Genomic DNA, 25,779 nt, shown 5'->3' on the forward strand with positions numbered 1-25,779 from the left:
GCCTAAGAACCCGAAAGCCGACACGCTGGGTTCAAACTTTGTTACTCCGAGGAGACACGCAAGTGCAGTCATATCTGCAATTTTGGACTGGCGTAACTGTCATAGCAGGCATGATTTGGGTCACCGGAAAGCGAATATCGCTGCACATCGACAACATGAGCTTGAACCTTGGCAATGGCAGCAACGGCTTACATCAGATGGTCTACGAGAAGTTGCACGCCATTGAGAGTGAACTCTCAGAAATAAAAGCAACCGTTGAGAGCGTCGGAATGACCCTTTCAAAAATTGAAGATAGCGTCGTAACTGACAGCGAAGAAAACCCTTTCAGTTTCGAAAATAAACCTAGTGAATAGTAATTCGCTGGGGAGCGTCGTGAGCTACGCGAATTTTTTCGATCCTGCGGAGCGCCATCTGTTCCAGAGGTAGCGGTTGGTTCATTCCGCTGCGTCGGTCAGTTCCCCCGCCACGTCCTGATTGCCCGCGACGATGCGCTCGGCGAAGCGCGGTGCGCTCTCGACCATCGCCACGTCCTCGCTGATCTCGCGCTTGCCGATCTTGATGTGCTTTTCCGAAAGGCGCCGCGCACGGCTCATGACGTTGCCCTCGTAGGTCCGGGCAAAGTCGTTGAAGCTGTTGACCGCGCGGCCAAGGTGCATCCCGACCTTGCCGAGATCGTCCTGGGTCTTGGCGAGACTGTCGTAGAGGTCGCTGCCCAGCTTGCCGATCTCGCGCGCTTCCTTGGCGAGCCCCTCCTGCTGCCAGACCTGCGCGATGGTACGGCAGATCGCGACGAGGTTGGTCGGACTTGCGAGCAGCACGCGGCGATCGAAGGCATAGTCCCACAGGCCCGAATCGTGGTCGAGTGCGGCGGCGATGAAATGCTCGCCCGGCACGAACATGATCACGTAGTCTGGCGCGTTCTCGAACTGGCTCTGGTAACTCTTGTCGCCCAGTGTCTTGATGTGCGCGCGCATCGAGGCCGCATGGGCATCGAGGCAGGTCTGGCGCAGCGTATCGTCCTCGGCCTCGAAAGCGTCCTGATAGGCATTGAGCGAGACCTTGGCGTCGATCACGAGCTGCTTGTTACCCGGCACGCGCACGATAGCATCGGGGCGCAGGCGCCCTTCCTCGGTCTCGATCGAGTGTTCGGTCTCGAAGTCGGTGTGTTCGGTCAGGCCGCACTGCTCGAGCACGTTCTTGAGCTGCTGCTCGCCCCAGCGACCGCGCGCCTTGGGCGCGTTGCGCAAGCTGTTGCCCAGTCGTGCAGCCTCGGCCTTGACCTGCTCCTGCCCGATGCGCAGCGCCTCTATCTGGCCGTCAAGCTTGCCGAAGGCATCCGCGCGCTTGGACTCGAGCGCGGCGACCTGCTGCTCGTAGCTCTTGAGCCGCTCGCCAACCGGCGCCAGCAGTGTGCGAATGCGCTCGGCATTGGCCTTCTCGCTTTCCTCGAAGCGTGCACCGGCACGGCTGAGGAATGCTTCCTGCGCTCCGGCAAGCACCTTGGCGCCGGCATTCTCGAACTCCTTGCGCAGCGCGTCCTGCGCCTCGACCAGCAAACGCTTCTGTTCGTCGAAGTTGGCGGTCTTCTCGCGCAGCGTCGCGAGTTCGCTCGAGACCTTCTCGTGGCTGGCGCGCAGCGTGGCGAGTTCCGCGTCATAGGCCTTGCGCGCGCCGTCGAAACGCGCCGTCGCCTCGCCACGCACGCGTTCGAGCGCCTGCGCGGCCTCGCGCCGCTCTGCCTCGAAGGCGGCGCCATGCTCGGCGCGCAGGCGGTCGAGATGCTGGGCATGGTCCCGGCGTGCATCGTCGAGCGAAGTGGCGAGCGCGTCGGCGCGGGCCGCGCGCTCGGAAGCCGAGGCAAGATCGCGGATCGCGGCGCGGAACTTCTCGTCGGTCTCGCGCGCCTCGCGCTCGCGCGCCTCGGTCTGGGCGCGCAGGTCGGCGAGCGGGCGCGATGCGAGGAACCAGCCCAAGGCAAGGCCGATGACGAGGGCTACGATGGCGGCAATGGCGATTTCCATGGCCGCAGCTTATCGGGAACGTTTCAGGAACGCCAGTCCCCTGCCCTCACGTTTTCCCCCACGATCTGAGGTTCACACGAGAGCAGGGACCGGCGTGGGCGCGGATCAGGCCGCGCGGCGCAGCTTGTCGAGCTTCTTGAGCGCCATCTGGCGCTTGAGGCGCGAGAGGTGGTCGATGAACAGGATGCCTTCGAGATGGTCCATCTCGTGCTGCAGACAGGTGGCCATCATGCCTTCCATCTGCTCCTCGTGGGTCTGGCCCTCGAGATCCTGATAGCGCACGCGACAGGTCGAGGGACGCTCGACGTCTGCGTAGATCTCGGGAACCGAGAGGCAGCCTTCCTGATAGACCGTGTGGTCCTCGGACGGATCGAGAATCTCGGGATTGATGAATATCCGCGGTTCGCGCTTGGTCGGCTGGTGGGTGTGCTGGTGGCCACCGTGGTTGCAGACCTCGGGCTCGGCGTCCGGATCGTCGGGCTGGAGATCGATCACCAGCACGCGCAGGGGAACGCCGACCTGGATGGCGGCAAGACCGATGCCCGGGGCATCGTACATCGTCTCGAACATGTCCTCGACGAGGGTCTTCAGCTCGGCATCGAAGGTTTCGACCGGGCGGGAGATCTCCTTGAGGCGGGGATCGGGAACTTCAAGAATTTCGCGGATAGCCATGAGCGCCAGATAATGCGCCCGCGCGCTTCGCGCAAGATTGCAGCGCCGATCACGGTAATCGGTGCGACAAGCCAGCGTTCTCGTCTGCTAAAGTTGTCGCCGCGCGCGGATTGCCTGGGCAAGCGTACCTTCGTCGAGATAATCGAGCTCGCCGCCCACCGGCAGGCCATGGGCCAGCTGGGTCACGCGCACCGGCAGCCCCTCGAGCCGCTCAGCGATGTAGTGCGCGGTGGTCTGCCCCTCGAGCGTCGCGTTCATCGCCAGCAGCACCTCGTCGATCCCCCCCGCCGAAACCCGCGCGAGCAGCGTGTCGATGGCAAGGTCCTCGGGACGCACTCCGTCGAGCGCGGAGAGCTTGCCACCGAGCACATGGTAGCGCCCGGTGAACAGGTGCGCACGATCGAGCGCCCACAGGTCGGCGACTTCCTCGACGACGCACAGCGAGCGCTGGTCGCGGCGCGCGTCGGTGCAGATCCCGCAAGGGTCGCTGGTATCGACATTGCCGCAGGTCGAGCACTCGACGAGCGTGTCGCGCACCGCCGCGAGCGCATCGACGAGCTGGACCAGCGCAGTCTCGCGCCGCTTGATCAGCCACAGCACGGCGCGGCGCGCCGAGCGGGGGCCAAGCCCGGGAAGCCGCGCGAGGGCAGCCGTCAGCGTCTCGATCTCTTGCGATGCCATGCAACCGCAGATAGGGCCTCGCCACGAGAAGCGCCACAGCAAGCGCGGGCCCAAGCGAAAACCAGTCGGAGATTTCCCCAAAATGCGCATCATCTTCATGGGAACCCCGGATTTCGCGGTACCGGCACTGCGCGCGCTGGTCGAGGCGGGGCACGAGGTCGTGGCCGCCTACAGCCAGCCCCCGCGCCCGGGCGGTCGCCGCGGCAAGGAACTGACCCCCTCCCCCGTCCACAAAGCCGCCGAGGCGCTGGGCATCGAGGTGCGCCACCCGGTCTCGCTCAAGGGTGCCGATGAGCAGACCGCCTTCGCAGCGCTCGAGGCCGACATCGCGGTCGTCGCGGCCTATGGCCTGATCCTGCCGCAAGCCGTGCTCGACGCGCCGCGTCTGGGCTGTCTCAACATCCACGCGTCGATCCTGCCGCGCTGGCGCGGCGCCGCGCCGATCCAGCGCGCGATTCTGGCCGGAGACCCGACGACGGGTGTCACCATCATGCAGATGGAAGCAGGGCTCGACACCGGGCCGATGCTCGCCACCTTGCGCACCGTGATCGAGGACAAGACCGCCGGCGCACTTACCGAGGAACTCGCCGACAAGGGCGCGCAGCTGATGGTCGGCACCTTGCGCGATCTCGCCGTGCACCGCGCCGTCACGCAGCCCGAGGACGGCGTCACCTACGCGAAGAAGATCGACAAGGCCGAGGCGCGCATCGACTGGAGCGCCAGCGCCGAGCAGATCGAACGGCAGGTGCGCGCCTTCGCGCCGGTGCCGGGCGCGTTCTTCGAACTCGATGGCGAGCGCTACAAGGTCCGCGCCGCCAAGATCGCGCAAGGCTCTGGCGAACCCGGCACGACGCTCGACGATGCCCTGACCGTTGCCTGCGGCACGGACGCACTCGCGATCACGCGCATCCAGCGCGCAGGCAAGCCCGAGATGGCGACCGCCGACCTCCTGCGCGGCCGGGCCATTCCTGTCGGAACCGAACTGGGCTGACCGACGCGATGACCCGCTTTGCCCTCACCATAGAGTTCGACGGCGCACCGTTCATGGGCCTGCAACGCCAGTCGCACGGCCCCTCGGTGCAGCAGACCATCGAGGATGCCGCCCACAAGGTCACCGGCGAACAGGTGGTCATGCACGCTGCGGGCCGCACCGATTCGGGCGTCCATGGCCTCGCCATGCGCGCTCATGTTGACATCGAGAAGGCGATAGAGCCCTTCCGGCTGATGGAAGCGCTCAACGCCCTGATGCGGCCCGACCCGGTCGCGGTAACCGCCTGCGAGGTCGTACCCGACGACTGGCACGCGCGCTTCTCCTGCGTGGGGCGGGCCTATATCTACCGCATCGTCAATCGCCGCGCCCCGCTCACGCTCGAGCGCGGCAAGGCCTGGCAGGTACCCCAGCCGCTCGACGCCGCCGCAATGCACCGCGCCGCGCAGGCGCTGGTCGGTCGGCACGACTTCACGACGTTCCGTTCGGTGCACTGCCAGTCCGCCAGTCCCTTGAAGACGCTCGACAGGCTCGCCGTCAGGCGCGAGGGCGAGAGCGTGCTGATCGAGGCCGAAGCGCGCAGCTTCCTGCACCATCAGGTGCGCTCGATGGTCGGTTGTCTCGCGCTCGTCGGGGTGGGTCGCTGGGACGAAGACGAGGTCGCGAAAGCCCTTGCCGCACGCGACCGCTCGGCGCTCGGGCTCAACGCCCCGCCCGACGGGCTTTACTTCGTGCGCGCAATCTATCCCGATATTTGAGGCGGGCCCTCAGGCGGACTTCTTCCAGACCGTCTGGCTCGGCTCCCCGGCGATCTGGTCGGCCAGACGCAGCGCCAGTGCGACGATGGTGAAGGTCGGGTTCGCCCAGCCCGAGGTCGGGAAGACCGAGCTGCCCGCGACATAGAGATTGTCGACGCCGTGCACCCGGCACTGCGCATCGACGACGCCCTGCGAAGGTGTCGCGGCCATGCGGGTCGTGCCCATATGGTGATAGCCCCCGATCGGGTGTGCACTGACCAGCGGGTCGAAGGTCCATTCGCGCTGTTTGCCCGAAAGCCAGGGAGCCTTGGCAACCTTGCCCAGCCCCAGCCGGTCAAGCTCCGCGCCGAAGGTCGACACGAGCCGGTCGACGGAGTGCACGTCGAGGTCGGTCAGGCGCCAGTCGAGTTCGACACGGGGCATCCCCAGTGCGTCGCGTTCGCCCGAGAGGCGAACACGGCTATCGGGATTGGGTGCCTGCTCGGCCCGCACAAGCAGCGCTGCCTCAACCCGGTTCAGCTTGTACAGGAGCCACGAACGCGCCGGATCGGCGACCTTCTGCGCCAGTGTCGCTGCGCGCTTCGTGACCAGCCACATCAGCCGCGCATGGCGCGTGGGCGAGAGATCGTGCTTGACCTTGTTGTAGGCGCGCATGCCGAAGAACTGGCGGCTATCGGCAGGCTGTCGCGGGGCGATCGTCATCGAGGTGTTGAGCATGCCCTCGCGGCGCTGGGTGCCCTCGGCCGCGGCGAGCAGCGCGGCCACCGTCTGTCCGTCGAGCGTGTGACGCCGGCCATAGGCCTTGAACATGTCCCACACGAGATTGGTCGTGACATGACCGCCGCGCGCATGCGGATGCTCCATGAAGAAGCGCCCGACGAGATCGTGAGCATTGCCCAGCCCCTTCGCGTGGACCTGGTTCGAAGCGAGCAGCAGGCGCGGGTTCTCGATACCGCCAGAGGCCAGCACCACCTGCCGGGCGTTGATGCGCGCGGAGCGTCCTACCAGATTGGCGATGTCGAGGCCGGTCGCATGGGCACCGGAGTGATCGGTGCGGATGCGGGTGGCCGTGGCATGAGTCAGGATCGTGCAGCGTGGATGGCTCACGAGATCGCGGCAATGCTTGATGTTGAAGCGGCTCGATTCGGAATCGAAGTTCCACAGCTTGACCGCCATGGTATCCGCAAAGTCGGGGAACCAGACTCCGACTTCGCGCAGGTCGCCCGCTTCGAGCCGGCGCTCGGGCAGACCGAAATAGCTGCGCGACTGGTCGTAGTACTCGCGCATCTGCGCATAGGAGACCGGCCAGCCCGAATAGGGCACCCACTCGCGTCGTTCGAAATCGATCGGATCCAGTTCGGCGATGCGCCCGCCCCAGATCGCCGTGGTCCCGCCGAAGAAACGCATGCGCGCATGGTCGAGCCGATAATAGGGCGCGCCTACCGTATCGCCCGCATTGAGGTCGCTGGTGTCTTCCTCGTAGTCGAAGCCGCCCGACTCGAGGATCGTCACGCTGCGCCCGGCGCTAAGCAGCCTGCGCGCTACGGTGATACCCGCAACGCCGGAGCCGACAATGCAAACGTCGGCATCGAAAGTGGTCAACGCGGTGGTCTTGAAGTCGATAAGCATGACAGGAACTTCGTCTCGGTGGTCAGGACATGGCTTTGCACAGGGGAGTGCCGTTTCCAGTCGCCGAAACCACCAAACGCGCGCCGCGCTCCATTTTTCGGAACATCGACGGGCCGTCGCTGGTAGCGGTCGGTACCGCGGCAAGGTCGGAATATCCTGGACCTTGTCAGCTTGCTGTCAGCCCCTGTTGCTAGGCTATGTAGCTTCACAAAGAACTATTGCCAGATGGCCATTCTAGCCGATTTCTCACCGAATATGTGAGGAATTTTCATCATGCGCCATGCACGCTTCGGCGTGGCGAGCGGGATCGCGCCGCCCAGGATCTCACCTCGTAAATAAACGGCAAGCTTCCTTTTCCATCCGTTTACCAGGTTCGATCAGGCAATGCTCTGACGCCAGCTCCTAGAAAGGTCGTGCTGCGAATCGGACCGACCGACTGGACGGATGACGCAGCGACACAGCTCGGGCACCGTGCCCGAGCGCTTGATACAGGCGGAACGAGACGTGCCGGGAAGAGCCACGAGTTCTCTGGGAGACCGAATTTATGCCGAGCAGGTACGCAGCCTGTTCGTCAATGCGACGCCGGCCGCGATCATGCTGCTCGCCTTCACCTTTTCCTTCGTGCTCGCCCATGGCCGGATGCCCTCGACAGCGCTGACCGTGGTCGGCACGCTTGGGGTAGTCGCCTCGGCGACCCGTCTCGCCTGCACCTACTGGCTGCGCGAAGAGGCGCTCACGGCGAGCCTGGACCGCCAGGCGGCAAGACGTCTCGAGATCATTTTCGCGGTACCGTACACGGCCTTCTCGGCCCTGCTCGGCGTTTTCGGCATGCTCGTTTTCCTTGGCACCAATGCCGAGGTCCACATGCTCGTCATCTGCCTGATCGTCGGTTACTGCGCGGGGGTTGCCACGAATTGCGGCCAGCGTCCCCTCCTCGCGATCTCCAGCATCGTATTGGCGGTGATCCCGGTTGCTCTGGTCTCGTTCTTCTCGGGCGACAGCGTCTACGTCGCCATGGCCCTGATCGCCTCGGCCTTCGTCATTGCCGGTGCGCAATCGGTACAGGTGCGCTGCCAGGGCGCGCAGGCCGAGATCGGCCAGCGTCTGACCTCCACCCTGCAGGCGCGCCGCGACACGCTCACCCGCCTGCCCAATCGCCTCGCGCTGCGCGAGTATTTCCGCGAGGCGCGATCGATCACGCCCACGGGCACGGTAGCGGTGCACTATCTCGATCTCGACGGGTTCAAGCAGGTCAACGACCTGCACGGTCACGGTGTCGGCGATGCTCTACTGGCCGCAGTGGCCGAACGGCTGCGCGGCGCGATCCGTGCCGGCGACATAGTCGCGAGGCTGGGCGGCGACGAGTTCGCCGTCGTCCAGTTCGGAATCGGCAATGGCGAGGAAGCCGAGCGTCTGGCCCGGCGTGTCGCGCTGGCCATCCGCGAACCCTACGAGATCGAGGGCCTCCCGATCCTCATCTCGACCTGCGTCGGAACGATCATCAACCAGGATCGCAACGTCGAACTCGAGACCCTGCTCGAGCGGGCCGACGGGCGCCTCTACGAGGCCAAGCGCCAGCGTGGCGCTCCGCAGCTCAGCATCGTTGCTGCCTGATCGGCGTGAGCGAGAGGCTGCTGCGTAGGCGCAAACGAGAGCGGCGGGCGCGTCCGTGAAGCCGCGCCCGCAAGCAGCCCTCGATCAGTTCTTGGCGACGACGCTTTCGGGAAGCTCGGTGCCGAAGACGCGCTGATAATATTCGGCCACCAGCATGCGCTCGGTCTCGTCGCACTTGTTCAGGAACGAGAGGCGGAACGCGAAGCCCACGTCCTTGAAGATTTCCGAGTTCTGCGCCCAGGTGATCACCGTCCGCGGGCTCATCACGGTCGAGATGTCGCCGTTCATGAAGCCCTGACGCGAGAAATCCGCGACCTTGACCATCTGCGCGATGACCTGCGTCGAGATGCCGGTAACCTTCTTCGAGACGATCTCGACCTCGGTCTCTGCGGGCAGATAGTTGAGCCCGACAACGAGATTCCAGCGGTCCATCTGGCCCTGGTTGATCTGCTGCGTGCCATGATAGAGGCCCGAGGTATCGCCAAGTCCCACCGTGTTCGCCGTGGCGAAGAGGCGGAAGTGCTTGTCGGGACGGATCACGCGGTTCTGGTCGAGCAGGGTCAGCTTGCCCTCGGTCTCGAGGATGCGCTGGATCACGAACATCACGTCGGGGCGGCCCGCGTCGTATTCGTCGAACACCAGGGCTACCGGGTGCTGCAGCGCCCAAGGGAGCAAGCCTTCGCGGAATTCGGTGACCTGCATGCCGTTGCGCAGGACGATGGCGTCGCGCCCGATCAGGTCGATACGGCTGATGTGGGCATCGAGGTTGATGCGGATGCACGGCCAGTTGAGGCGGGCGGCAACCTGCTCGATGTGAGTCGACTTGCCGGTGCCGTGATAGCCCTGGACCATGACGCGGCGGTTATAGGCAAAGCCTGCCAGGATCGCGAGCGTGGTGTCCGGGTCGAAGACATAGGTCGGATCGGCATCGGGCACGCGCTCGTCCGCCTTGGAAAAGGCGGGGACCTTCATGTCGATGTCGATTCCGAAAGTCTCGCGCACGTCGAGTTCGATATCGGGCGCGGCCAGCACGGTGGCGTCGCGGTTCTCGGTCTGGGTCGTTGCACTGTCAGTCATCGCGACCATCGAGTAGATGAGCGCGCGCCGCACCGCAACACGCTAGATGAACAGGTTCCGCGTTTAACGCTCGCGCGCTAGGGAGCGAACCATTAGGTCGATCACCCGCCCTGCAAGCGCCCGGTCCCCGCAAAGCGTGACCACACAGCCCTCGTCCCCCAGCGCGACTTTCCCCGTGAACAGCGACAGGTAGTCCACGGCACGCGGCGCACGGAAATGCAGATCGGGCTCTGTCAGCGATTCGCTGCAGGGATGGATGTCCAGCCCATCGCCTGTCAGCCGGGCAGCGAAGCGGCGCTCTGCGACCTCGAAGACGATCCATGCCGCCAGATCGCCGATCAGTTCGGGATCGACCAGCGCATGCAGTGCGAGCATGAGCGAGACGGGCGTGAGCGGCAGGTCCCCGTCCCGTCCCTCGAGCGGCCAGGCCCAGCGCACCAGTTCGCGCAGGACCGGCGCGAGCCCGGCACCCTTGGGGCTGAGGGCATAAGCGGAGACGGCGAGCGGTGGCGGCAACCAGACCGGCCCAAGGATACCGCGCCCCTCGAGCCCATCGAGCCGCTCGGTCAGGACCTTGGCCGAGATGCCGGGCAAAGCAAGGCGCAGTTCGTTGAAACGGCAGGGCCCGAGCATGAGCTCGCGCACGATAAGCAGCGTCCAGCGCTCCCCCACCAGTTCGAGCGCGAAGGCCAGAGCGCAGCCTTCACGGTACCAGCGACGATGTCCACCGGTGCACGCCTGCGCATCGCCGTCAAAAGCATGATCGCTCCGCCGCCGGGTCACCTCCCGCACGATGCCAGTCTCCCTACCGCACGTCCGGCACGCCGTACGGTTACGCCGCATTTGCCGGTTGCCTTAAGTAACCTGGAGGCAGAGCATCGACCTAGGACGACTCGACCGAGACTGGATCATTTCGGCTTCGTCCGCATGGGTCGTCAGGCCGACCGTATCGAGCGAGATCGCCGCGCCCCCGAGGGAGAGCCCAATGACTTACGTCGACGGTTTCGTCATTCCCGTGCCTGCCGGACGCAAGCAGGACTTCATCGATCACGCCCGCGCCTTCGACGCACTGTTCCTCGAATACGGCGCAAGGCGCATAGTCGAGTGCTGGAGCGATGACGTACCCCACGGCAAGCAGACCGACTTTCACCGCGCCGTTGCGGCGAAGGAGGACGAAGCCGTCGTGTTCAGCTGGATCGAATGGCCAGACAAGGCAACGCGCGACACGTGCATGGCCGCGATGGAAAGCGATCCGCGCATGGACCCGGCGCTCAATCCTATGCCCTTCGACGGCAGCCGGATGATCTTCGGCGGCTTCGAGCCCGTCTACGAAGCGGGAGCCTGATCATGCCCGGCATCGACAACCCGGCACAGGGTCAAACAGCAGACGTCCCGGCTGACTGCGGCGCAGGCAGCTTCATCTGGTACGAGCTGATGACCGACGATGCCCCGGCGTCCGCCGCCTTCTACCAAAAGGTCGTCGGCTGGAAGGTTTCGCCCCCCGCCCCCGGCGACCCGCTCGGCTATCGCATGATCGAGCGCGACGATGGCGCCATGGCGGGCGGCATCCTGCCTCTCTCGCCCGAGATGACGCAGGGCGGCGCGCGCCCTGCATGGCTCGGCTACATTGCGGTCGCCGACGTCGACGCGAGCTATGCCGCGATCACTGGCGATGGCGGCGAAGGGCACATGCCGCCGAGCGATATCGAGGGTGTCGGCCGCATAGCGCTCGTAACCGACCCCTGGGGCGCCCCCTTCTACATCATGACCCCGCAACCGCCCGAAGGTGCAGGGCAAGCCGCATCGAGCGCCTTCACTGTCGATCGCCCCCAGTCGGTGCGCTGGAACGAACTCGTCACCCCTGACCGGACCGGAGCGATCGCCTTCTATCTGCACCACTTCGGATGGAGCCAGGAAGGCGCGATGCCGATGGGCGATCTTGGCGACTACTGCTTCATCCAGCGCGATGCGATTACCATCGGTGCGGTTATGGCCAAGCCCGACTTCATGACGCATTGTGGCTGGAGCTTCTACATCGGGGTCGATGACATCGACCGCGCGGTCGCCGCTGCACGCGAAGGCGGCGCTCACATGCACGGCGATCCGCAACCGATCCCCGGCGGCGAATTCAGCGTGGCTGGTAGCGATCCGCAAGGCGCGGCCTTTGCCCTGGTCGGGCCACGCCGGGAGTAAGTGCCAGACGCTTTCACGGCCCCTCGCCTTGCTCGATGACGATGGCTTCAAGCGCATTGACGCAGCCCCCGTGTTCCTGCAGCGTTCCACCATCGGCAGCCCGCGGCGCCTTTCGCCTCATGGGCTCGTGCCGACTGCTTCGGGAGAGCGTGCGTGAGCGTTGACGACAGCGAGTACACCTTCTTCACCAATCCCATGTCGCGCGGCCAGATCGCGCGCTGGGCACTCGAGGAAGTCCACGCCGACTACGCCCAGTCGCTGGTCGACTGGGCCGACAAGTCGCCAGTCTTCCTCGACTACAACCCGATGGGCAAGGTACCCACGCTCGTCCACCATGCCGACGATGGCGACCGCGTGATCACCGAGGCGGCGGCGATCTGCCTCTACCTCGCAGAGATGCACCCCGAGGCCGAACTGCTGCCCAACGACGGCGAAATGGCCAACTATTACCGCTGGACCTTCTTCTGCGCCGGGCCGGTCGACCAGGCGCTCACCGCCAAGGCGCTGGGTTTCGAGCCCAAGGGGTCCAAGCAGGAAGGCATGGCCAGCTTCGGCTCGTTCGCACGCACGACCGCGACCATCGAGGAATTTCTCGACGGGCGCCGCTGGATCTGCGGCGAACGCTTCACCATGGCCGACGTCTACGTCGGCAGCTCGGTCGACTGGGGCCTCAACTTCGGGCTGTTCCCGCCCAGCGAACCGCTCGTCGCTTATGCCGAGCGCTGCCAGGCGCGCCCCGCCTACAAGGCCGCCAAGGCGATCGACGGCAAGCTGATCGCGGAAATGGGCAAGTAGCCCCGGCGGGAGAGGCCTGGATGGATCAAGAGACGACGGCGCCCGATGACGCAGGCAAAGAGGCAGAGGCGCTCGAGTTGAGCGTCACGCGCTTCATCGCCGCCCCGCCCGAACGCGTGTGGCATGTCCTGATCGAGCGTCAGGAGGAATGGTGGTGCCCGCGTCCATGGCGCATGCGCATCGACGAGCGCGAATGCCGTGCGGGTGGGCGCTGTCGCACGACGATGCTGGGTCCCGAGGGCGAGGTGATCGCGCAGGACGGCCTCTTCCTCGCCTTCGAGGAAGGCCGCATGTTCGCGACCACCGACGCGATTTCGGGTGACCTGCGTCCGGCGCGCCCGTTCATGATCGGGATCTGGGAGATCGCGCCCGAGGGCGAAGGCACACGTTATACCGGTCGCGCGCGTCACTGGAACGCCGAGGACAAGCGCGCGCACGAGGAAATGGGCTTCACCCAGGGCTGGAATGCAGTGGCGGAGCAACTCGCCGCGCTATGCGAGGAAGCGGGAGAAAACGGATGAGCTTCACGGGGCAGGAAGGCGGCTGCGACTGTGGGTCCGTGCGCTATAGGCTCGAGGCCGAACCGATCGTCATAAAGTGCTGCCACTGCCACGCCTGCCAGCGCCAGACCGGCAGCGCCTTTGCTCTCAACCTCGTGATCGAGACGGATGCCGTCACCTTTTCGGGTGCCAGGCCCGAGGTGATCGAGATGGAAACCGCGAGCGGACACGGCCAGTCCAACCACCGCTGCCCGCAGTGCCACGTCTCGCTCTGTTCGGTCATGCACATGGCCGGCGACAAGGCCCGCTTCATGCGCGCCGGCACGCTCGACGACACCTCCGGCCTCGCCCCGGACCTGCACATCTTCACCGCCACCCGTCAGCCCTGGTTCGTGATCCCCGAGGACGCGGAACAGTTCGAGGCCTTCTACACCGGCAAGGACGTGGTGCGCGTATTCGGGGAGGACAACGCGCTGCGCTGGCGCAAAGTGCTTGGGCGCTGAGCCGAAACAAGCCTTCACCTAAGCGAAGGCAGCAGCCTTCCTGAGCATCTGGTAAGCCTCGACCACCGACTGCAGCCGCGCGGCGTGGCCGTGGTCGCCGCCGTTGTGGTCGGGGTGGAACTGGCGCAGCAGGCGCGTGTAGCGCAGGCGCAAGGTCTTGGCGTCGACGTCGATCTCCAGCCCCATGACCCTGAGCGCCTGACGCTCTTCGGGGGTGAAACGGGCCTGGCTGCGCATTTCCTCGCGCACCTCGCCAGTGCGTCGGCGCATATGGTCGCGGGCGCGCTGGTTGATCGCGTCGAGGGGGTCGGCATAGTCGGCCCAGCGCGGCGCCGCGTCCATGCTCTCGTCGGGACGGAAGGCGCGCGCGGTATGTTCCCAGCCGTGGATTGGCGACTGGGCGCGCAGGATTTCCTCGGCCTCCATGCCCTCGAAGTAGTCGTAGCCCGCATTGAACTCGCGCACGTGCTGAAGGCAGAACCAGCGGTAGTCGCCGGGACCGTCGAAGCCGGGCGAACGCGAACCCGGCGCACGGAATTCACCAGTATCCTCGCACCCCGGCCAGCTGCACTCGCGCCCGCCGGAATCGAAACGTCCATGAAATTTCTGATGTCTCACCCGCTTAAAGATGGGCCATCGAACGCCTAAATGGAACCCCATGACCGGACCCATAGCCCAGGAAATGCACGCGCTGCTCACCGCAGCCCTTGCGCCGACCCACCTCGAGATCGTCAACGACTCCGCTTCCCACGCCGGCCACACGGGCGATGACGGGACCGGCGAATCGCACTTCACGATCCTCATAGAAAGCCCGCGTTTCCAAGGGGCTTCGCGCCTCCAGCGCCAGCGCATGGTCAATGCAGCGCTGGGCGACATCCCAGGCCAGCGGGTCCATGCCATCGCCATCCGCGCGAGCGCTCCGGGCGAATAGCACCACGCCGCAATGGCGTGTGTCGGGGCGCGCCTCGGACCTGCTCGCCTTGCCCGAATGGCGAATCGCGCGCCATCGCGGTTGCCCTTTGGCGACGGCGCGCCTAAATGCGCGCACCATGCCCAAGAACCTGACTTTCGCCATCCCCAAGGGCCGTATCCTCGAAGAGGCCCTGCCGCTCATGGCTCGTGCCGGTGTCGTTCCCGATGCCGAGTTCCACGACAAGAAGTCGCGCGCGCTCTCCTTCGCGTGCGAAGGCAGCGACATGCGCCTGATCCGCGTACGCGCCTTCGACGTGGCGACCTTCGTCGCGCATGGCGCAGCGCAAGTCGGGATCGTGGGTTCGGACGTGGTCGAGGAATTCAACTACGAGGACCTCTATGCGCCGGTCGACCTGAACATCGGCCACTGCCATCTCTCGGTTGCCGAGATCGATGGCGAGCAGACGCAGAGCCTGCCCTCGCACCTTCGTGTCGCGAGCAAGTATCCCAACCTCACCCGCCGCCACTTCGAGAAACTGGGCGTGCAGGCCGAGGTGGTGAAGCTCAACGGCGCGATGGAACTGGCCCCGACGCTCGGCCTTTCCAGCCGCATCGTCGATCTGGTCTCGACCGGTCGCACGCTCAAGGAGAACGGCCTCATCGAGACGAGCAAGATCCTCGACATCTCCGCGCGCCTGATCGTCAACCGCGCCGCGCTCAAGACCGACGAGCGCGTGGGCGCGCTGGTCGAGCGTTTCCGCGCGCTGGTCACCGAGGCGCGCCTCGAGGCCGGAGCCAGCGCCTGATGCAGCGTCTCTCCACCCGTGATGGCGACTTTGCGGCGAAGTTCGCCGCCGTGGTCGACGACCGCCGCGAGAGCGCGAGCGATGTCGCCTCCGCGGTCTCGGCAATCCTCGCCGACGTGCGCGCGCGCGGCGATGCCGTGCTGGCCGAACTGACCGCAAAGTTCGACGGGCACGAACTCGATACGACCGGGTGGCAGGTCTCCGCCGAAGACTGCAAGGCCGCCTTCGACGCGCTCGATCCGGACCTTCGCGCAGCACTCGAACTGGCCGCCTCGCGCATCCGTGCCTATCACGCGGCGCAGCTGCCCGAGAACCGCGACTACACCGACGAGGCCGGGGTGCGCCTCGGCGCGGTGTGGCACGCGGTCGATGCCGCGGGCCTCTACGTGCCCGGCGGACGCGCAGCATATCCCTCCTCGCTGCTGATGAACGCGATTCCCGCCAAGGTCGCGGGCGTTGGACGGCTGGTCGTCGTGACACCCACGCCCAAGGGCGAGGTCAACCCGCTCGTGCTGGCTGCAGCGCACCTAGCAGGGGTCGACGAGGTCTGGCGCGTTGGCGGGGCCCATGCCGTCGGCGCCCTCGCCTACGGCACCGGGCGGATCGCCCCGGTCGACGTCGTCACCGGCCCGGGCAATGCCTGGGTGGCCGAAGCCAAGCGCCAGCTCTACGGTGTCGTCGGCATCGACATGGTCGCCGGGCCGAGCGAGATCCTCGTCATCGCCGATGGCGCGAACGATCCCGCGCACATTGCCGCCGACCTGCTCAGCCAGGCCGAGCACGACCCGACCTCGCAGTCGATCCTGATTACCGACGATGCTGCCTTTGCAGACGCCGTCGCAGGCGCGGTCGAGGACGAACTGGCAAGGCTCGCCACCGAGCCGACCGCGCGCACCTCGTGGAACGACAATGGCGTCATCATCGAGGTCGCCTCGTTCGACGAGGCCCCCGCGCTCGCCAATCGCCTCGCTGCCGAGCACGTCGAGATCGCGACCGAGGACCCGCAGGCGATCTTCGCCAAGATCCGCCATGCCGGTTCGGTATTCCTGGGCCGCATGACCCCCGAGGCGGTCGGCGATTACGTCGCCGGGCCCAACCACGTCCTTCCCACCGGGCGCCGCGCGCGCTTCTCCTCCGGTCTCTCCGTCCTCGACTTCATGAAGCGCACCAGCTTCATCCAGCTCGACGAGGCCGCGCTCGAGGCCGTCGGCCCTGCCGCCGTGGCCCTCGCCCGCGCCGAAGGCCTGCCCGCGCATGCCCGCTCCATTTCCATAAGGCTCGAAAAGTAATGTCCGGTTCCAAGAAAGCACGGGCCGCAGCCCGCCTGTCCGCCGTCCAGGCGCTCTACCAGTACGACATGGAGGGTACCCCCGAGGCCAGCCTGCTCGACGAATTCCACCGCCACCGCCTCGGCATGGAGATCGACGACGAGCAGTTCACCCGCGCCGAAGTCCCCTTCTTCAACGACATCGTGAAGGGCGTGATCGCGCGCCGCGACGAGATCGACGGACTGCTGACCGGCAAGCTCGCGACCGGCTGGTCGCTGGCCCGCCTCGACAAGACGATGCTCCAGATCCTGCGTGCAGGTTCCTACGAGCTCATGGCGCGCGCAGACATCCCCACGGGCGCTGCGATCAGCGAATATGTCGATGTCGCCCACGCCTTCTTCAACGAGCGCGAGGCCAAGTTCGTCAATGGCGTGCTCGACGCGGTCGCCAAGGCGGTTCGCTGACGCGGCGGCGTGCGAACGGGAATTAATGCGAGAGACGCAGTAGCGCTCTCGACAGCGAACCCGGCGCGCTGCATTCTCTTAGGTATGAACGCCGAGTCCGCTCACATCGAAGCCTTGCGCGCGCTCGCGGCCAGTCCCGCCGCGCGAGGGCTGGCAGACGATGCAGCGGTGCTCGATTTCGGCGGCGATGCGCTGGTCCTGACCCTCGACACGGTCGTCGAGGGTGTCCACTTCCTGCCTGACGATCCGCCCGGCGACGTCGCCTGGAAGCTGGTCGCGGTGAATGTCTCCGACCTCGCCGCAAAGGGAGCAGACCCTGTCGGCTGCCTCTATTCGCACGCGCTCGGCGAGGACCTGTGGGACACCGCATTTCTTGCCGGTCTTGCCGAAGCCTGCGCGCATTTTGCCATTCCTCTGCTCGGCGGGGACACGGTGCGCATGCCCAAAAACGCACCGCGCAGCTTCTCGCTCACCGCGCTGGGTAGAGGGCCGAAGGGGCGCCCCGCCCCCGCGCGCGGCGATGCACAGCCGGGCGACCGGCTCTGGGTCAGCGGCACCATCGGCGATGCCGGGCTTGGACTTGCGATCCTGACCGGCGCGCGCACTGCCGCCACGGGCTGCGCTCAGGTCCTCGCCCGACGCTATCGCCGGCCCGAGCCGAGCCCGGCGCTTGGCCGCGCCCTCGCCCCGCTGGTCAACGCGATGATGGACGTCTCGGACGGCCTGCTGGTCGACGCCGCACGCATGGCCCGCGCCAGCGACTGTGCCATCGGCATCGCCGCCGACGCCGTGCCCCTGTCCGCCGAGGCGCGCGAATTCACGGGCGACACGCTCAAGTCCCGCCTCGCCGCGATGACGGCTGGCGACGACTATTGCCTGCTCTTCTCCGCCCCCGCCGACCGCTCCGAACGCATCCGCGAAGTCGCGGCCAATCTCGGTCGCAGCCTCTACGCCATCGGCTCGGTATCGGCGGGACAGGGCGTGACGCTGCTGCATTTCGGCGATCCGGTGCCGCTGCCCAAGAGACTGGGTTACGAGCATTAAGCAGGACAATGGCTGCTTGGCGGCCGCCGCAGCTGTGCTGCTGCTATCCGCCCATGATATCGAACACGCCGACTTTTCGACTTCGTCGGGTCTCTCGCTGATTCGGGATGAGTGGAACGTCCGAAATGGGCCGATTGCGGAATTTCTGCATTTCGACAGAAAGTGCTGTCTGCCGCCTGTCCGCTTTCAGGCAAAGCTATTGCCCGCTTAGATGACCACAATGGGTGGGAAGCGGACTGTCAGGTAAAAGGGTTGGGCGGTTTGATTGCTGTCATTCGCTAGAATGATTGTTCTTTAGCAAATTCCCAGAACCTATGCGCGTTGAACCTCTCAGCGCTCATCGGTTCAGTGCCGTGTTCATGACACCCATTGATCACACCACTCACATCAGCCTCTTGGTCCGGAGACAGATTTTTCCGATATGCAATGGCACATGTTTGTTCCGGTATGGCCACTTCGTAATCCGCCCCGAGAATTTCGTCGAACAGGTGTGGAAGTAGGAGCCGCGACGGACCAACGGCATCTTCATGCAGCATGACTTTCAAAAAGGGCACGCCATCCTCGTCCAGCTTTTCTCCAGACGCCGGGCGATTCTCTGAAATTCTTGCGAGATTTGCGAAGGCAGTCGCTCGCCAATCAATTCCGGCATCCTCCCAGAACTGCGCTTCGTGTTCAGTCACATAGAAGAAAGTGTTCATTTCTCCACAGGTTGCCCAAGCGGCGCAGAAGGGAAGGTCGCCAATTTGAACGATTGGTCCGGGCCAAGAGCTTGTCAGCAATTCTAACGGCAGGATGATTGGCACAACATGAGAAAGGTCGCGGTCTGCGGGGGCGACACCACGACCGGCCTCCAAAACCTCCAACGCAGTTTGTCGCTTTGCCTTTCGACGAAACTTATCGAGAAAACGTGACAGCATTCGGGCACAATGGCCGCTGTCTATTGCGTCTGCAATCGGTCGTTTGCAGACCGGCAGGCTTTTCGAGCACGAGGCTCAGCCCAAGCGGAACAGGTGACCGCTTCCGAGTAATGGAATTGAGGTGATCGACGACGACAATGGGCGCATCGCTGCGTTGCGGGGAGGGTCACGCCCCCCATTGCCGTCACCGTCAAGTGCTGACATATCCTGATCGCTGTTTCGATAGCAGGATCATGATTTTGGACGAGAGCGAGGGTTTTCGGCTCTGGAAGCGCATCCGATTAATCGGGGTCTTGATTGTGGTGGTCGGGACGTTGGTTAGTTTTCTTGGCCAGACGCTCGGACTTTGGGGCAACTAAGCCCCCTCAATTGGATCTGCTAGATCGGACACCCAGAGCACCTATCGTAGAGGCCTGCAAAATTTCGTGCCCGGCTATGCGGAATGTCGGCTCACTGGCGCATCAAATCGCCCCTGGAGCGACCGACAAGGGCGCAAGCCGGAAAGTCGAATTAACCTCGGCGCAAAATCACCCACCCTCCGCAGGCCCACGGACAAGTCGCTTGCCAGTCAACCGGCTTCGCGATAGCCCTTTACTCATCGAGCGGGAAAACCCGCTGAAGTAACGAAAACAAAACATGGGAAGGGGACGTAGTCGTGGATACAGTCACGATCGCGATTGTCCTGGGGCTTCTGGCGGTCATCTATGGCCTACTCACCAGCCGCCAGGTGCTGGGCGCGCCAGCGGGAAATGCGCGCATGCTCGAAATTGCAGCCGCCATCCAGGAGGGCGCGCAGGCCTACCTCAAGCGACAGTACACGACCATCGCGGTGGTCGGGATCGTCGTCGCGCTGATCCTGAACCTTACGCTGGGCACGGTCTCGGCGGTCGGGTTCATCATCGGTGCCATCCTGTCGGGGCTGGCCGGGTTCATCGGCATGAACATCTCGGTGCGCGCCAACGTGCGCACTGCTGCCGCCGCGCAGGAGGGGCTGCAGTCCGGCCTCACCCTCGCCTTCCGTTCCGGCGCGATCACCGGGATGCTGGTAGCAGGCCTCGCGCTGCTCGCGATCGCGGTGTTCTACGGATACCTCACCGGGCTCGCCGGGCATGGCGTGGGCGGTGCGGACCGTACCGTGATCGAGGGCCTGACCGCCCTCGCCTTCGGTGCCTCGCTGATCTCGATCTTCGCGCGGCTTGGCGGCGGCATCTTCACCAAGGCCGCTGACGTTGGCGCGGACCTCGTCGGCAAAGTCGAGGCGGGCATCCCCGAGGACGACCCGCGCAACCCGGCGGTCATTGCCGACAACGTGGGCGACAACGTGGGCGACTGCGCGGGAATGGCCGCCGACCTGTTCGAAACCTACGTCGTGACGCTCGGCATCACCATGGTCCTCACCGCCATGCTGGTGAGCGCCACCGATCCGCTGCTGATGCCTCTGATGAGCCTGCCGCTGCTGATCGGCGGGGTCTGCATCGTCACCTCGATCATCGGCACCTACTGCGTGAGGCTGGGTGCCTCGAACAACATCATGGGCGCGATGTACAAGGGCTTCCTCGTCACCGCCGTCCTCTCGGTCCCGGCGATCTGGCTGGCGATCGGTCATGCGCTGGGCGACATCAACGCCGAGGTCATGGTCGGCGCGCGCGAGGTCCACGGCTTCGACCTGTTCCACTGCGCGCTGCTCGGGCTCGTCGTCACCGGCCTCATCATCTGGATCACCGAGTACTACACCGGGACCGGCTATCGTCCGGTGCGCTCGATCGCCAAGGCATCGGAGACCGGGCACGGCACCAATGTCATCCAGGGCCTCGCGGTCAGCCTCGAGGCGACCGCGCTGCCGACGCTGGTGATCGTCGCGGGCATCGTCATCGCCTTCCAGATCGCAGGCCTGCTCGGCATCGCCTATGCAGCGACCGCGATGCTGGCGCTTGCAGGGATGGTCGTCGCGCTCGATGCCTACGGCCCCGTCACCGACAATGCCGGGGGCATCGCCGAGATGGCAGGCCTCGACGACACCGTGCGCGAGCGGACCGATGCGCTCGATGCGGTGGGCAACACCACCAAGGCCGTCACCAAGGGCTACGCCATCGGCTCGGCTGGCCTTGCCGCGCTGGTGCTCTTCGGGGCCTATACCACCGACCTTCGCACGTTCTTCCCGGGGCTCGACGTCGATTTCAGTCTCGAGAACCCCTACGTCATCGTCGGCCTCCTGCTCGGCGCACTGCTGCCCTATCTCTTCGGGGCCATGGGCATGACTGCGGTCGGTCGCGCGGCGGGCGACGTGGTGATCGACGTGCGCGACCAGTTCGCGTCCAACAAGGGGATCATGGAGGGCACCTCGAAGCCTGACTATGCCCGGACCGTCGATCTCGTCACCAAGGCAGCGATCCGCGAGATGATCGTGCCCTCGCTGCTGCCGGTGCTGACCCCGATCGCGGTCTACTTTGCGATCATGCTCGTCGCCGGGCGCGCCAACGGCTTTGCCGCGCTGGGGGCGCTGCTGCTCGGCGTCATCGTCGGCGGGCTGTTCCTTGCCCTCTCGATGACGTCCGGCGGCGGGGCCTGGGACAATGCCAAGAAGTTCATCGAGGACGGCAACCACGGCGGCAAGGGCTCGGAGGCGCACAAGGCCGCGGTCACCGGCGACACCGTGGGCGATCCCTACAAGGATACCGCGGGCCCCGCGGTGAACCCGATGATCAAGATCACCAATATCGTAGCGCTCCTCCTGCTGGCGGCACTGGCTGCGGGTTAGCCACCGGGTACCAGTACGGCCAGCAGGAGCGGGGCGGCGTACCGGGCAACGGTACGCCGCCCCTCTTCGCATGATCAGGTCGCTTCATTAGCGAATTCTTCGGCTGCTTGGGCTATGTCCCGGTCTGCGCAGGGTCGCGCGGGCAGATATCGACGGACGCAGTCACGGTGGCTTTCGAGGATCAGGGAGTTTTGACCACGGCTGCCGTGTCCTCGGGCTGCGACCACGACACCGCGCCTGCGGGCCGCCCTGCCCTTGCCTGTGTACCCTGGCGCGCGATGGAGGCCGAAGTCGCGGCATGGGACCGTCTCGCCGTAAGGGCCAGCGAGCCCAATCCCTTCTTCGAGAGCTGGTACCTCTTGCCCTCCCTGCGCCATCTGTCCGCAAGCGAGACCGTCGAGGTCCTGCACTTCACCATCGACGGAGAACTGGCCGGACTGCTGCCGATCCGACGCGCCCGTCGCTACTATGGCCGGCCGGTTCCCAACCTCGCCGCATGGCTGCACGCCAACTGCTTCTGCGGCACGCCGCTCGTCGCAAGCGGAGCCGAACACGCCTTCTGGCGCGCGGTGCTCGACTGGGCGGACGCGCATGCAGGCCTGTCGATCTTCCTTCACCTGCGCGCGATGATCGAGGGCGGCGCCCTGCACCGCGCGCTCGAGGACGTCGCGCGCCAGCAAGGCCGCCAGCTCGCCACAGTCCACCGCGAGCAACGCGCCCTGCTCGCCTCGCCTCTGACGGCACAAGCCTATCTCGAAGCCTCACTGTCGACCGGCAAGCGTAAGGAACTGCGCCGCCAGGCACGGCGGCTGGCCGAACTGGGCGAGGTCCAGCACGAGCGGCTTCTCGGTAGTGAGAACCTCGATGCATGGTGCGGGGAGTTTCTCGCGCTCGAAGGCAGCGGCTGGAAGGGCAAGGCCGGATCGGCGCTTGCCTGCGATGCACGCACCGCGCAACTGTTCCGCGATGCGCTTGCCGGAGCGGGTGAGCGTGGCAGGCTCGAACGCCTCGCGCTCCGGCTCGATGGCAGGCCCATCGCCATGCTGGCGAGCTTTCTCGGCGCCCCCGGCGCCTTCTCCTTCAAGACCGCCTTCGACGAGAGCTATGCCCGCTTCTCTCCCGGCGTCCTGCTGCAACTGGAAAACCTCGCCGTGCTCGACAACCCCGCGATCGCCTGGAGCGACAGCTGCGCCGCCAGCGACCATCCGATGATCGATCACCTCTGGCGCGAGCGGCGCGGCATCGTGCGGCTTTCCGTCGCCATCGGCGGTGGCGTGCGCCGCTCCCTCTTTTCCCGCTTCGTCGCGGCCGAGATCGCCCGCCACCCCGTGGAGAGCCCGCAGTGAACAAGCCCCTCGACCATTCGGCAATGTCCGGCGTCTTCCCCGAAGAGACCCGCAAGGCCTTCGCCGACAGCTATCCCGAAATCCCGCATCGCCTGAACCATGCTCTCGGCCGCCACCCGCTGCTCGAGCTGGAGGCACTGGCGAGCCTCGCGGAAACGCTGCCGGAGAGCTCCATCGAATATAACGCCAGCGACCAGCCGATCGGTGTCGAAGACAAACCCGAGCCGACCGGCGTGCCCATCGGCGAGACCATCCGCCAGATCCAGACTTCCCGCTCGTGGGCGGCACTCAAGAACATCGAACAGCATCCCGCCTATGCGGCCCTTCTCGATGATCTGCTCTGCGAACTACGCCCCGAAATCGAGGCCAGGACCGGTGCGATGATGAAGCTCCAGGCCTTCGTCTTCGTCACTTCGGCGGGCGGTGTGACCCCCTACCATTTCGACCCCGAGCACAACATCCTGCTGCAGGTGCGCGGCTCCAAGGTCATGACTCAGTTTCCCGCCGGACAACACCGATACGCCCCCGACGAGGTCCACGAGACCTACCACACCGGCGGCGGGCGCGAGTTGCGCTGGGACGAAAGCCTGCTCGAGGGCGGCACCCGCTTCGCTCTGTCCGCTGGCGAGGCGGTCTACGTCCCCGTCATGGCGCCGCACTTCGTCGAGAACGGCCCCGAGCCGTCGGTATCGCTGTCGATCACGTGGCGCTCGGACTGGAGTTTTGCCGAAGCCGATGCGCGTGCCTTCAACGCGGTGCTGCGCAAGCTTGGCATGAACCCTTCCGCCCCGGCCCGTTGGCCTGCGCGCAACCGGGTGAAAGCCACGGCCTGGAAGGTCCTGCGCAAGCTGCGCGGCCAGACGCGCTGACCGACCGTCCCGACGTCAACCGCCGGGGTGATAGAAGTCGTAGATCGTCTGCGCCACCGTGGCGCTGACGCCGGGCGCGCGCTGGAGGTCCTCGAGGCTCGCCGCGCGCACCTTGCCGGCGGTACCGAAATGCAGCAGAAGCGCGCGTTTGCGTGCCGGGCCGATGCCGGGAATCTCGTCGAGCGGGCTGGCCGTGATCGCGCGGCTGCGCTTGGCGCGGTGCGCGCCGATGACGTAGCGGTGGACCTCGTCGCGCAAACGCTGGAGGTGGAACAGCAGCGGCGAATTGACCGGCAGCATCTTCTCGCGCCCATCGGGAAAATGGAACACCTCGCGTCCCTCGCGCCCGTGATGCGGGCCCTTGGCGATGGCGATGAGGTTGACGTCCTCGACGCCCAGCTCCTCGAGCGCATCCTTGACCGCGCTCATCTGTCCCTTGCCGCCGTCGATCAACACCAGATCGGGCCAGGTCCCGCTCTCGCGGTCGGGGTCCTCCTCCTGCGCGCGGCCGAAGCGGCGGGTCATGACCTCGCGCATCATCGCGTAGTCGTCGTCGCTCTGCGCCTCGCGGATGTTGAACTTGCGGTACTGGTTCTTGATGAATCCCTCGGGCCCCGCGACGATCATCGCGCCCAGCGCCTTGGTGCCCGAGATATGGCTGTTGTCGTAGACCTCGATGCGCTGCGGCACGTCCGCCAATTCGAGAAATTCAGCCATCTCGCGCAGGATTTTCGCCTGCGTGCCGCGTTCCGCCAGACGCCGGTCGAGCGCCTCGACGGCATTGCGCGTCGCCTGTTCGAGCAGCTTGCGGCGCGAACCGCGCTGCGGCACCGAAATCTCGACCTTGTGGCCGGCAACCTCGCGAAAGGCCTCCGCAAGCAGGTCGCTTTCGGGAATTTCCCGATCGACTATGATCACCCGGGCGGGCGGTACTTCCTCGTAGAACTGGGTGAGGAAGCTTTGCAGCACGTCCTCGTCGCCCAGCCCCTCGGTGTGGGTCGGGAAGAAGGCGCGGTGGCCCCAGTTCTGCCCGCCGCGAATGAAGAAGGCCTGGATGCCGATCTGACCGTTGCGGTTGGCCATCGCGAAGATGTCGGCACTGTCGAGGCCCTCGGCGTTAATCGCCTGGCTGCCCTGGATGAAGGTCGCCGCGCGCAAGCGGTCGCGCAGCATCGCCGCGCGCTCGAAGTCGAGCGCCTCGGCCGCCTCGGCCATCTGCCCCTCGATCTTGCGCTGCACCGCATTCGACTTGCCGCCAAGGAAGTCCTTGGCCTCGCGCACCAGTTCCGCATAGCCCGCCTCGTCGATGCGACCCACGCAAGGCGCAGAGCAGCGCTTGATCTGGTAGAGCAGGCAGGGACGATCACGACGCGAGAAGAAGCTGTCGGTGCACGAACGCAGCAGGAACAGCTTCTGCAGCGCGTTGATCGTGGTGTTGACCGAACCCGCGCTGGCGAAGGGGCCATAGTAGTTGCCCTTGGCCTTGCGCGCACCGCGGTGCTTCATGATCCGCGGGAAATCATGCTCGGCCCGCAGCAGGATGAAGGGGAACGACTTGTCGTCGCGCAAGAGCACGTTGTAGGCCGGACGGAAACGCTTGATCAGCTGCGCTTCGAGCAGCAGCGCCTCGGCCTCGGAATTGGTGGTGACGATGGTCATCGAGCGGGTCTGGCTGACCATGCGCTGCAGCCGGATCGGCAGCCGCTCCCACTGCGTATAGTTGGCGACGCGGTTCCTCAGCACCCGCGCCTTGCCGACGTAGAGAACCTCGCCGCGCGCGTCCTGCATGCGGTAGACGCCCGGACGCGTGGGCAGCGTGCGCACCGTGTCGCGGATCACCTCGACGCCCGCCTGCAGGTCGGGCTGGTCCGATCCGCGCACGCTGGAGGTCGCCCGTTCCTCGTTGAAACGCTCGGTGCGCTGGGGCTGGTCAGGGGTTCCGGCAGGAGTACGCGACATGTCCT

26 protein-coding genes are annotated in these 25,779 nt (G+C 65.7%); 17 read left to right on the forward strand and 9 right to left on the reverse strand.

Going from position 1 to position 25,779, the window contains the following annotated elements:
- The first annotated feature begins 62 nt into the window (after positions 1–62).
- On the forward strand, positions 63–353 hold the full coding sequence (locus tag I5E68_RS11615; RefSeq protein ID WP_197163880.1) for a hypothetical protein: 291 nt from the start codon (positions 63–65) through the stop codon (positions 351–353).
- A gap of 81 nt (positions 354–434) precedes the next feature.
- On the opposite strand, the gene I5E68_RS11620 is transcribed toward I5E68_RS11615, so the two are convergent.
- The 3 genes from I5E68_RS11620 to recR form a co-directional block, all read right to left on the reverse strand.
- On the reverse strand, positions 435–2,021 hold the full coding sequence (locus I5E68_RS11620) for a DNA recombination protein RmuC (protein ID WP_197163882.1): 1,587 nt from the start codon (positions 2,019–2,021) through the stop codon (positions 435–437).
- A gap of 105 nt (positions 2,022–2,126) precedes the next feature.
- Entirely contained in the window at positions 2,127–2,693 is a 567-nt protein-coding gene (gene def / locus I5E68_RS11625; protein ID WP_197163884.1) for a peptide deformylase, read from the reverse strand.
- A gap of 87 nt (positions 2,694–2,780) precedes the next feature.
- The gene (gene recR / locus I5E68_RS11630; RefSeq protein WP_197163886.1) at positions 2,781–3,374 is read right to left on the reverse strand and encodes a recombination mediator RecR; all 594 of its coding nucleotides are present in this window, start codon (positions 3,372–3,374) and stop codon (positions 2,781–2,783) included.
- 82 nt (positions 3,375–3,456) lie between these two features.
- Between recR and fmt the strand changes: the two genes are divergently transcribed.
- A complete protein-coding gene (fmt, locus tag I5E68_RS11635; protein ID WP_197163888.1) occupies positions 3,457–4,365 on the forward strand; it encodes a methionyl-tRNA formyltransferase in 909 nt (302 codons plus the stop codon).
- Between the two features lie 8 nt (positions 4,366–4,373).
- The gene (truA, locus tag I5E68_RS11640) at positions 4,374–5,120 is read left to right on the forward strand and encodes a tRNA pseudouridine(38-40) synthase TruA (RefSeq protein ID WP_197163891.1); all 747 of its coding nucleotides are present in this window, start codon (positions 4,374–4,376) and stop codon (positions 5,118–5,120) included.
- A gap of 9 nt (positions 5,121–5,129) precedes the next feature.
- On the opposite strand, the gene I5E68_RS11645 is transcribed toward truA, so the two are convergent.
- A complete protein-coding gene (locus tag I5E68_RS11645) occupies positions 5,130–6,749 on the reverse strand; it encodes an FAD-dependent oxidoreductase (RefSeq protein ID WP_197163893.1) in 1,620 nt (539 codons plus the stop codon).
- A 504-nt stretch (positions 6,750–7,253) separates the two neighbouring features.
- Between I5E68_RS11645 and I5E68_RS11650 the strand changes: the two genes are divergently transcribed.
- Positions 7,254–8,363, forward strand: a complete 1,110-nt coding sequence (locus I5E68_RS11650; protein WP_323982146.1) for a diguanylate cyclase domain-containing protein — start codon at positions 7,254–7,256, stop codon at positions 8,361–8,363.
- Positions 8,364–8,447: 84 nt separating this feature from the next.
- Here I5E68_RS11650 and cobS read toward each other — a convergent pair whose 3' ends face one another.
- Together cobS and I5E68_RS11660 are read right to left on the reverse strand one after the other, a co-directional pair.
- Positions 8,448–9,440, reverse strand: coding sequence for a cobaltochelatase subunit CobS (cobS, locus tag I5E68_RS11655; RefSeq protein ID WP_197163898.1), 993 nt, complete (start codon positions 9,438–9,440; stop codon positions 8,448–8,450).
- Between the two features lie 63 nt (positions 9,441–9,503).
- Positions 9,504–10,232, reverse strand: a complete 729-nt coding sequence (locus I5E68_RS11660; protein ID WP_323982147.1) for a winged helix-turn-helix transcriptional regulator — start codon at positions 10,230–10,232, stop codon at positions 9,504–9,506.
- A 193-nt stretch (positions 10,233–10,425) separates the two neighbouring features.
- Between I5E68_RS11660 and I5E68_RS11665 the strand changes: the two genes are divergently transcribed.
- From I5E68_RS11665 to I5E68_RS11685, 5 genes are all read left to right on the forward strand, one after another.
- Positions 10,426–10,785 (forward strand): DUF1428 domain-containing protein, encoded by a 360-nt coding sequence (locus tag I5E68_RS11665; RefSeq protein ID WP_197163903.1) that lies wholly within the window; start codon positions 10,426–10,428, stop codon positions 10,783–10,785.
- A gap of 2 nt (positions 10,786–10,787) precedes the next feature.
- Positions 10,788–11,633 (forward strand): VOC family protein, encoded by an 846-nt coding sequence (locus I5E68_RS11670; RefSeq protein ID WP_197163905.1) that lies wholly within the window; start codon positions 10,788–10,790, stop codon positions 11,631–11,633.
- Positions 11,634–11,786: 153 nt separating this feature from the next.
- Positions 11,787–12,428 carry a glutathione S-transferase family protein gene (locus I5E68_RS11675; protein WP_323982148.1) on the forward strand — a complete coding sequence of 214 codons (642 nt, stop codon included), beginning with the start codon at positions 11,787–11,789 and terminating at the stop codon, positions 12,426–12,428.
- A gap of 20 nt (positions 12,429–12,448) precedes the next feature.
- Positions 12,449–12,949 carry an SRPBCC domain-containing protein gene (locus I5E68_RS11680; RefSeq protein WP_197163907.1) on the forward strand — a complete coding sequence of 167 codons (501 nt, stop codon included), beginning with the start codon at positions 12,449–12,451 and terminating at the stop codon, positions 12,947–12,949.
- Positions 12,946–13,431: a GFA family protein gene (locus I5E68_RS11685; RefSeq protein ID WP_197163909.1), complete on the forward strand. Its 486-nt coding sequence runs from the start codon at positions 12,946–12,948 to the stop codon at positions 13,429–13,431. The genes I5E68_RS11680 and I5E68_RS11685 overlap by 4 nt, the downstream gene beginning before the upstream one ends.
- A gap of 18 nt (positions 13,432–13,449) precedes the next feature.
- Here I5E68_RS11685 and I5E68_RS11690 read toward each other — a convergent pair whose 3' ends face one another.
- Positions 13,450–14,049 carry a DnaJ domain-containing protein gene (locus tag I5E68_RS11690; protein WP_197163911.1) on the reverse strand — a complete coding sequence of 200 codons (600 nt, stop codon included), beginning with the start codon at positions 14,047–14,049 and terminating at the stop codon, positions 13,450–13,452.
- 40 nt (positions 14,050–14,089) lie between these two features.
- On the opposite strand from I5E68_RS11690, the gene I5E68_RS11695 reads away from it, so the two are divergent.
- The 5 genes from I5E68_RS11695 to thiL all read left to right on the forward strand — a co-directional run bounded on the left by I5E68_RS11695 (position 14,090) and on the right by thiL (position 17,925).
- Positions 14,090–14,362, forward strand: a complete 273-nt coding sequence (locus tag I5E68_RS11695; protein WP_197163913.1) for a BolA family protein — start codon at positions 14,090–14,092, stop codon at positions 14,360–14,362.
- Positions 14,363–14,480: 118 nt separating this feature from the next.
- On the forward strand, positions 14,481–15,149 hold the full coding sequence (gene hisG / locus I5E68_RS11700) for an ATP phosphoribosyltransferase (protein ID WP_197163915.1): 669 nt from the start codon (positions 14,481–14,483) through the stop codon (positions 15,147–15,149).
- Positions 15,149–16,438 carry a histidinol dehydrogenase gene (gene hisD, locus I5E68_RS11705; RefSeq protein WP_197163917.1) on the forward strand — a complete coding sequence of 430 codons (1,290 nt, stop codon included), beginning with the start codon at positions 15,149–15,151 and terminating at the stop codon, positions 16,436–16,438. The genes hisG and hisD overlap by 1 nt, the downstream gene beginning before the upstream one ends.
- The gene (gene nusB / locus I5E68_RS11710) at positions 16,438–16,881 is read left to right on the forward strand and encodes a transcription antitermination factor NusB (RefSeq protein WP_197163919.1); all 444 of its coding nucleotides are present in this window, start codon (positions 16,438–16,440) and stop codon (positions 16,879–16,881) included. Before hisD ends, nusB begins: the two co-directional genes overlap by 1 nt.
- A gap of 84 nt (positions 16,882–16,965) precedes the next feature.
- Entirely contained in the window at positions 16,966–17,925 is a 960-nt protein-coding gene (thiL, locus tag I5E68_RS11715; RefSeq protein ID WP_197163921.1) for a thiamine-phosphate kinase, read from the forward strand.
- A gap of 278 nt (positions 17,926–18,203) precedes the next feature.
- On the opposite strand, the gene I5E68_RS11720 is transcribed toward thiL, so the two are convergent.
- A complete protein-coding gene (locus I5E68_RS11720; RefSeq protein WP_197163923.1) occupies positions 18,204–18,842 on the reverse strand; it encodes a hypothetical protein in 639 nt (212 codons plus the stop codon).
- Positions 18,843–19,497: 655 nt separating this feature from the next.
- Between I5E68_RS11720 and I5E68_RS11725 the strand changes: the two genes are divergently transcribed.
- The 3 genes from I5E68_RS11725 to I5E68_RS11735 all read left to right on the forward strand — a co-directional run bounded on the left by I5E68_RS11725 (position 19,498) and on the right by I5E68_RS11735 (position 23,815).
- Complete coding sequence (locus I5E68_RS11725) at positions 19,498–21,600, forward strand: sodium-translocating pyrophosphatase (protein ID WP_197163925.1); 2,103 nt, start codon at positions 19,498–19,500, stop codon at positions 21,598–21,600.
- Between the two features lie 278 nt (positions 21,601–21,878).
- On the forward strand, positions 21,879–22,946 hold the full coding sequence (locus tag I5E68_RS11730; RefSeq protein ID WP_197164805.1) for a GNAT family N-acetyltransferase: 1,068 nt from the start codon (positions 21,879–21,881) through the stop codon (positions 22,944–22,946).
- A 23-nt stretch (positions 22,947–22,969) separates the two neighbouring features.
- Complete coding sequence (locus tag I5E68_RS11735) at positions 22,970–23,815, forward strand: cupin domain-containing protein (protein WP_197164806.1); 846 nt, start codon at positions 22,970–22,972, stop codon at positions 23,813–23,815.
- Positions 23,816–23,830: 15 nt separating this feature from the next.
- Here the strand turns inward: I5E68_RS11735 and uvrC are convergent, their stop codons facing one another.
- Positions 23,831–25,774: an excinuclease ABC subunit UvrC gene (gene uvrC, locus I5E68_RS11740; protein ID WP_197163926.1), complete on the reverse strand. Its 1,944-nt coding sequence runs from the start codon at positions 25,772–25,774 to the stop codon at positions 23,831–23,833.
- Positions 25,775–25,779: the final 5 nt, after the last annotated feature.

The organism is Novosphingobium aureum, assembly GCF_015865035.1.
Classification (GTDB): Bacteria; Pseudomonadota; Alphaproteobacteria; order Sphingomonadales; family Sphingomonadaceae; genus Novosphingobium; species Novosphingobium aureum.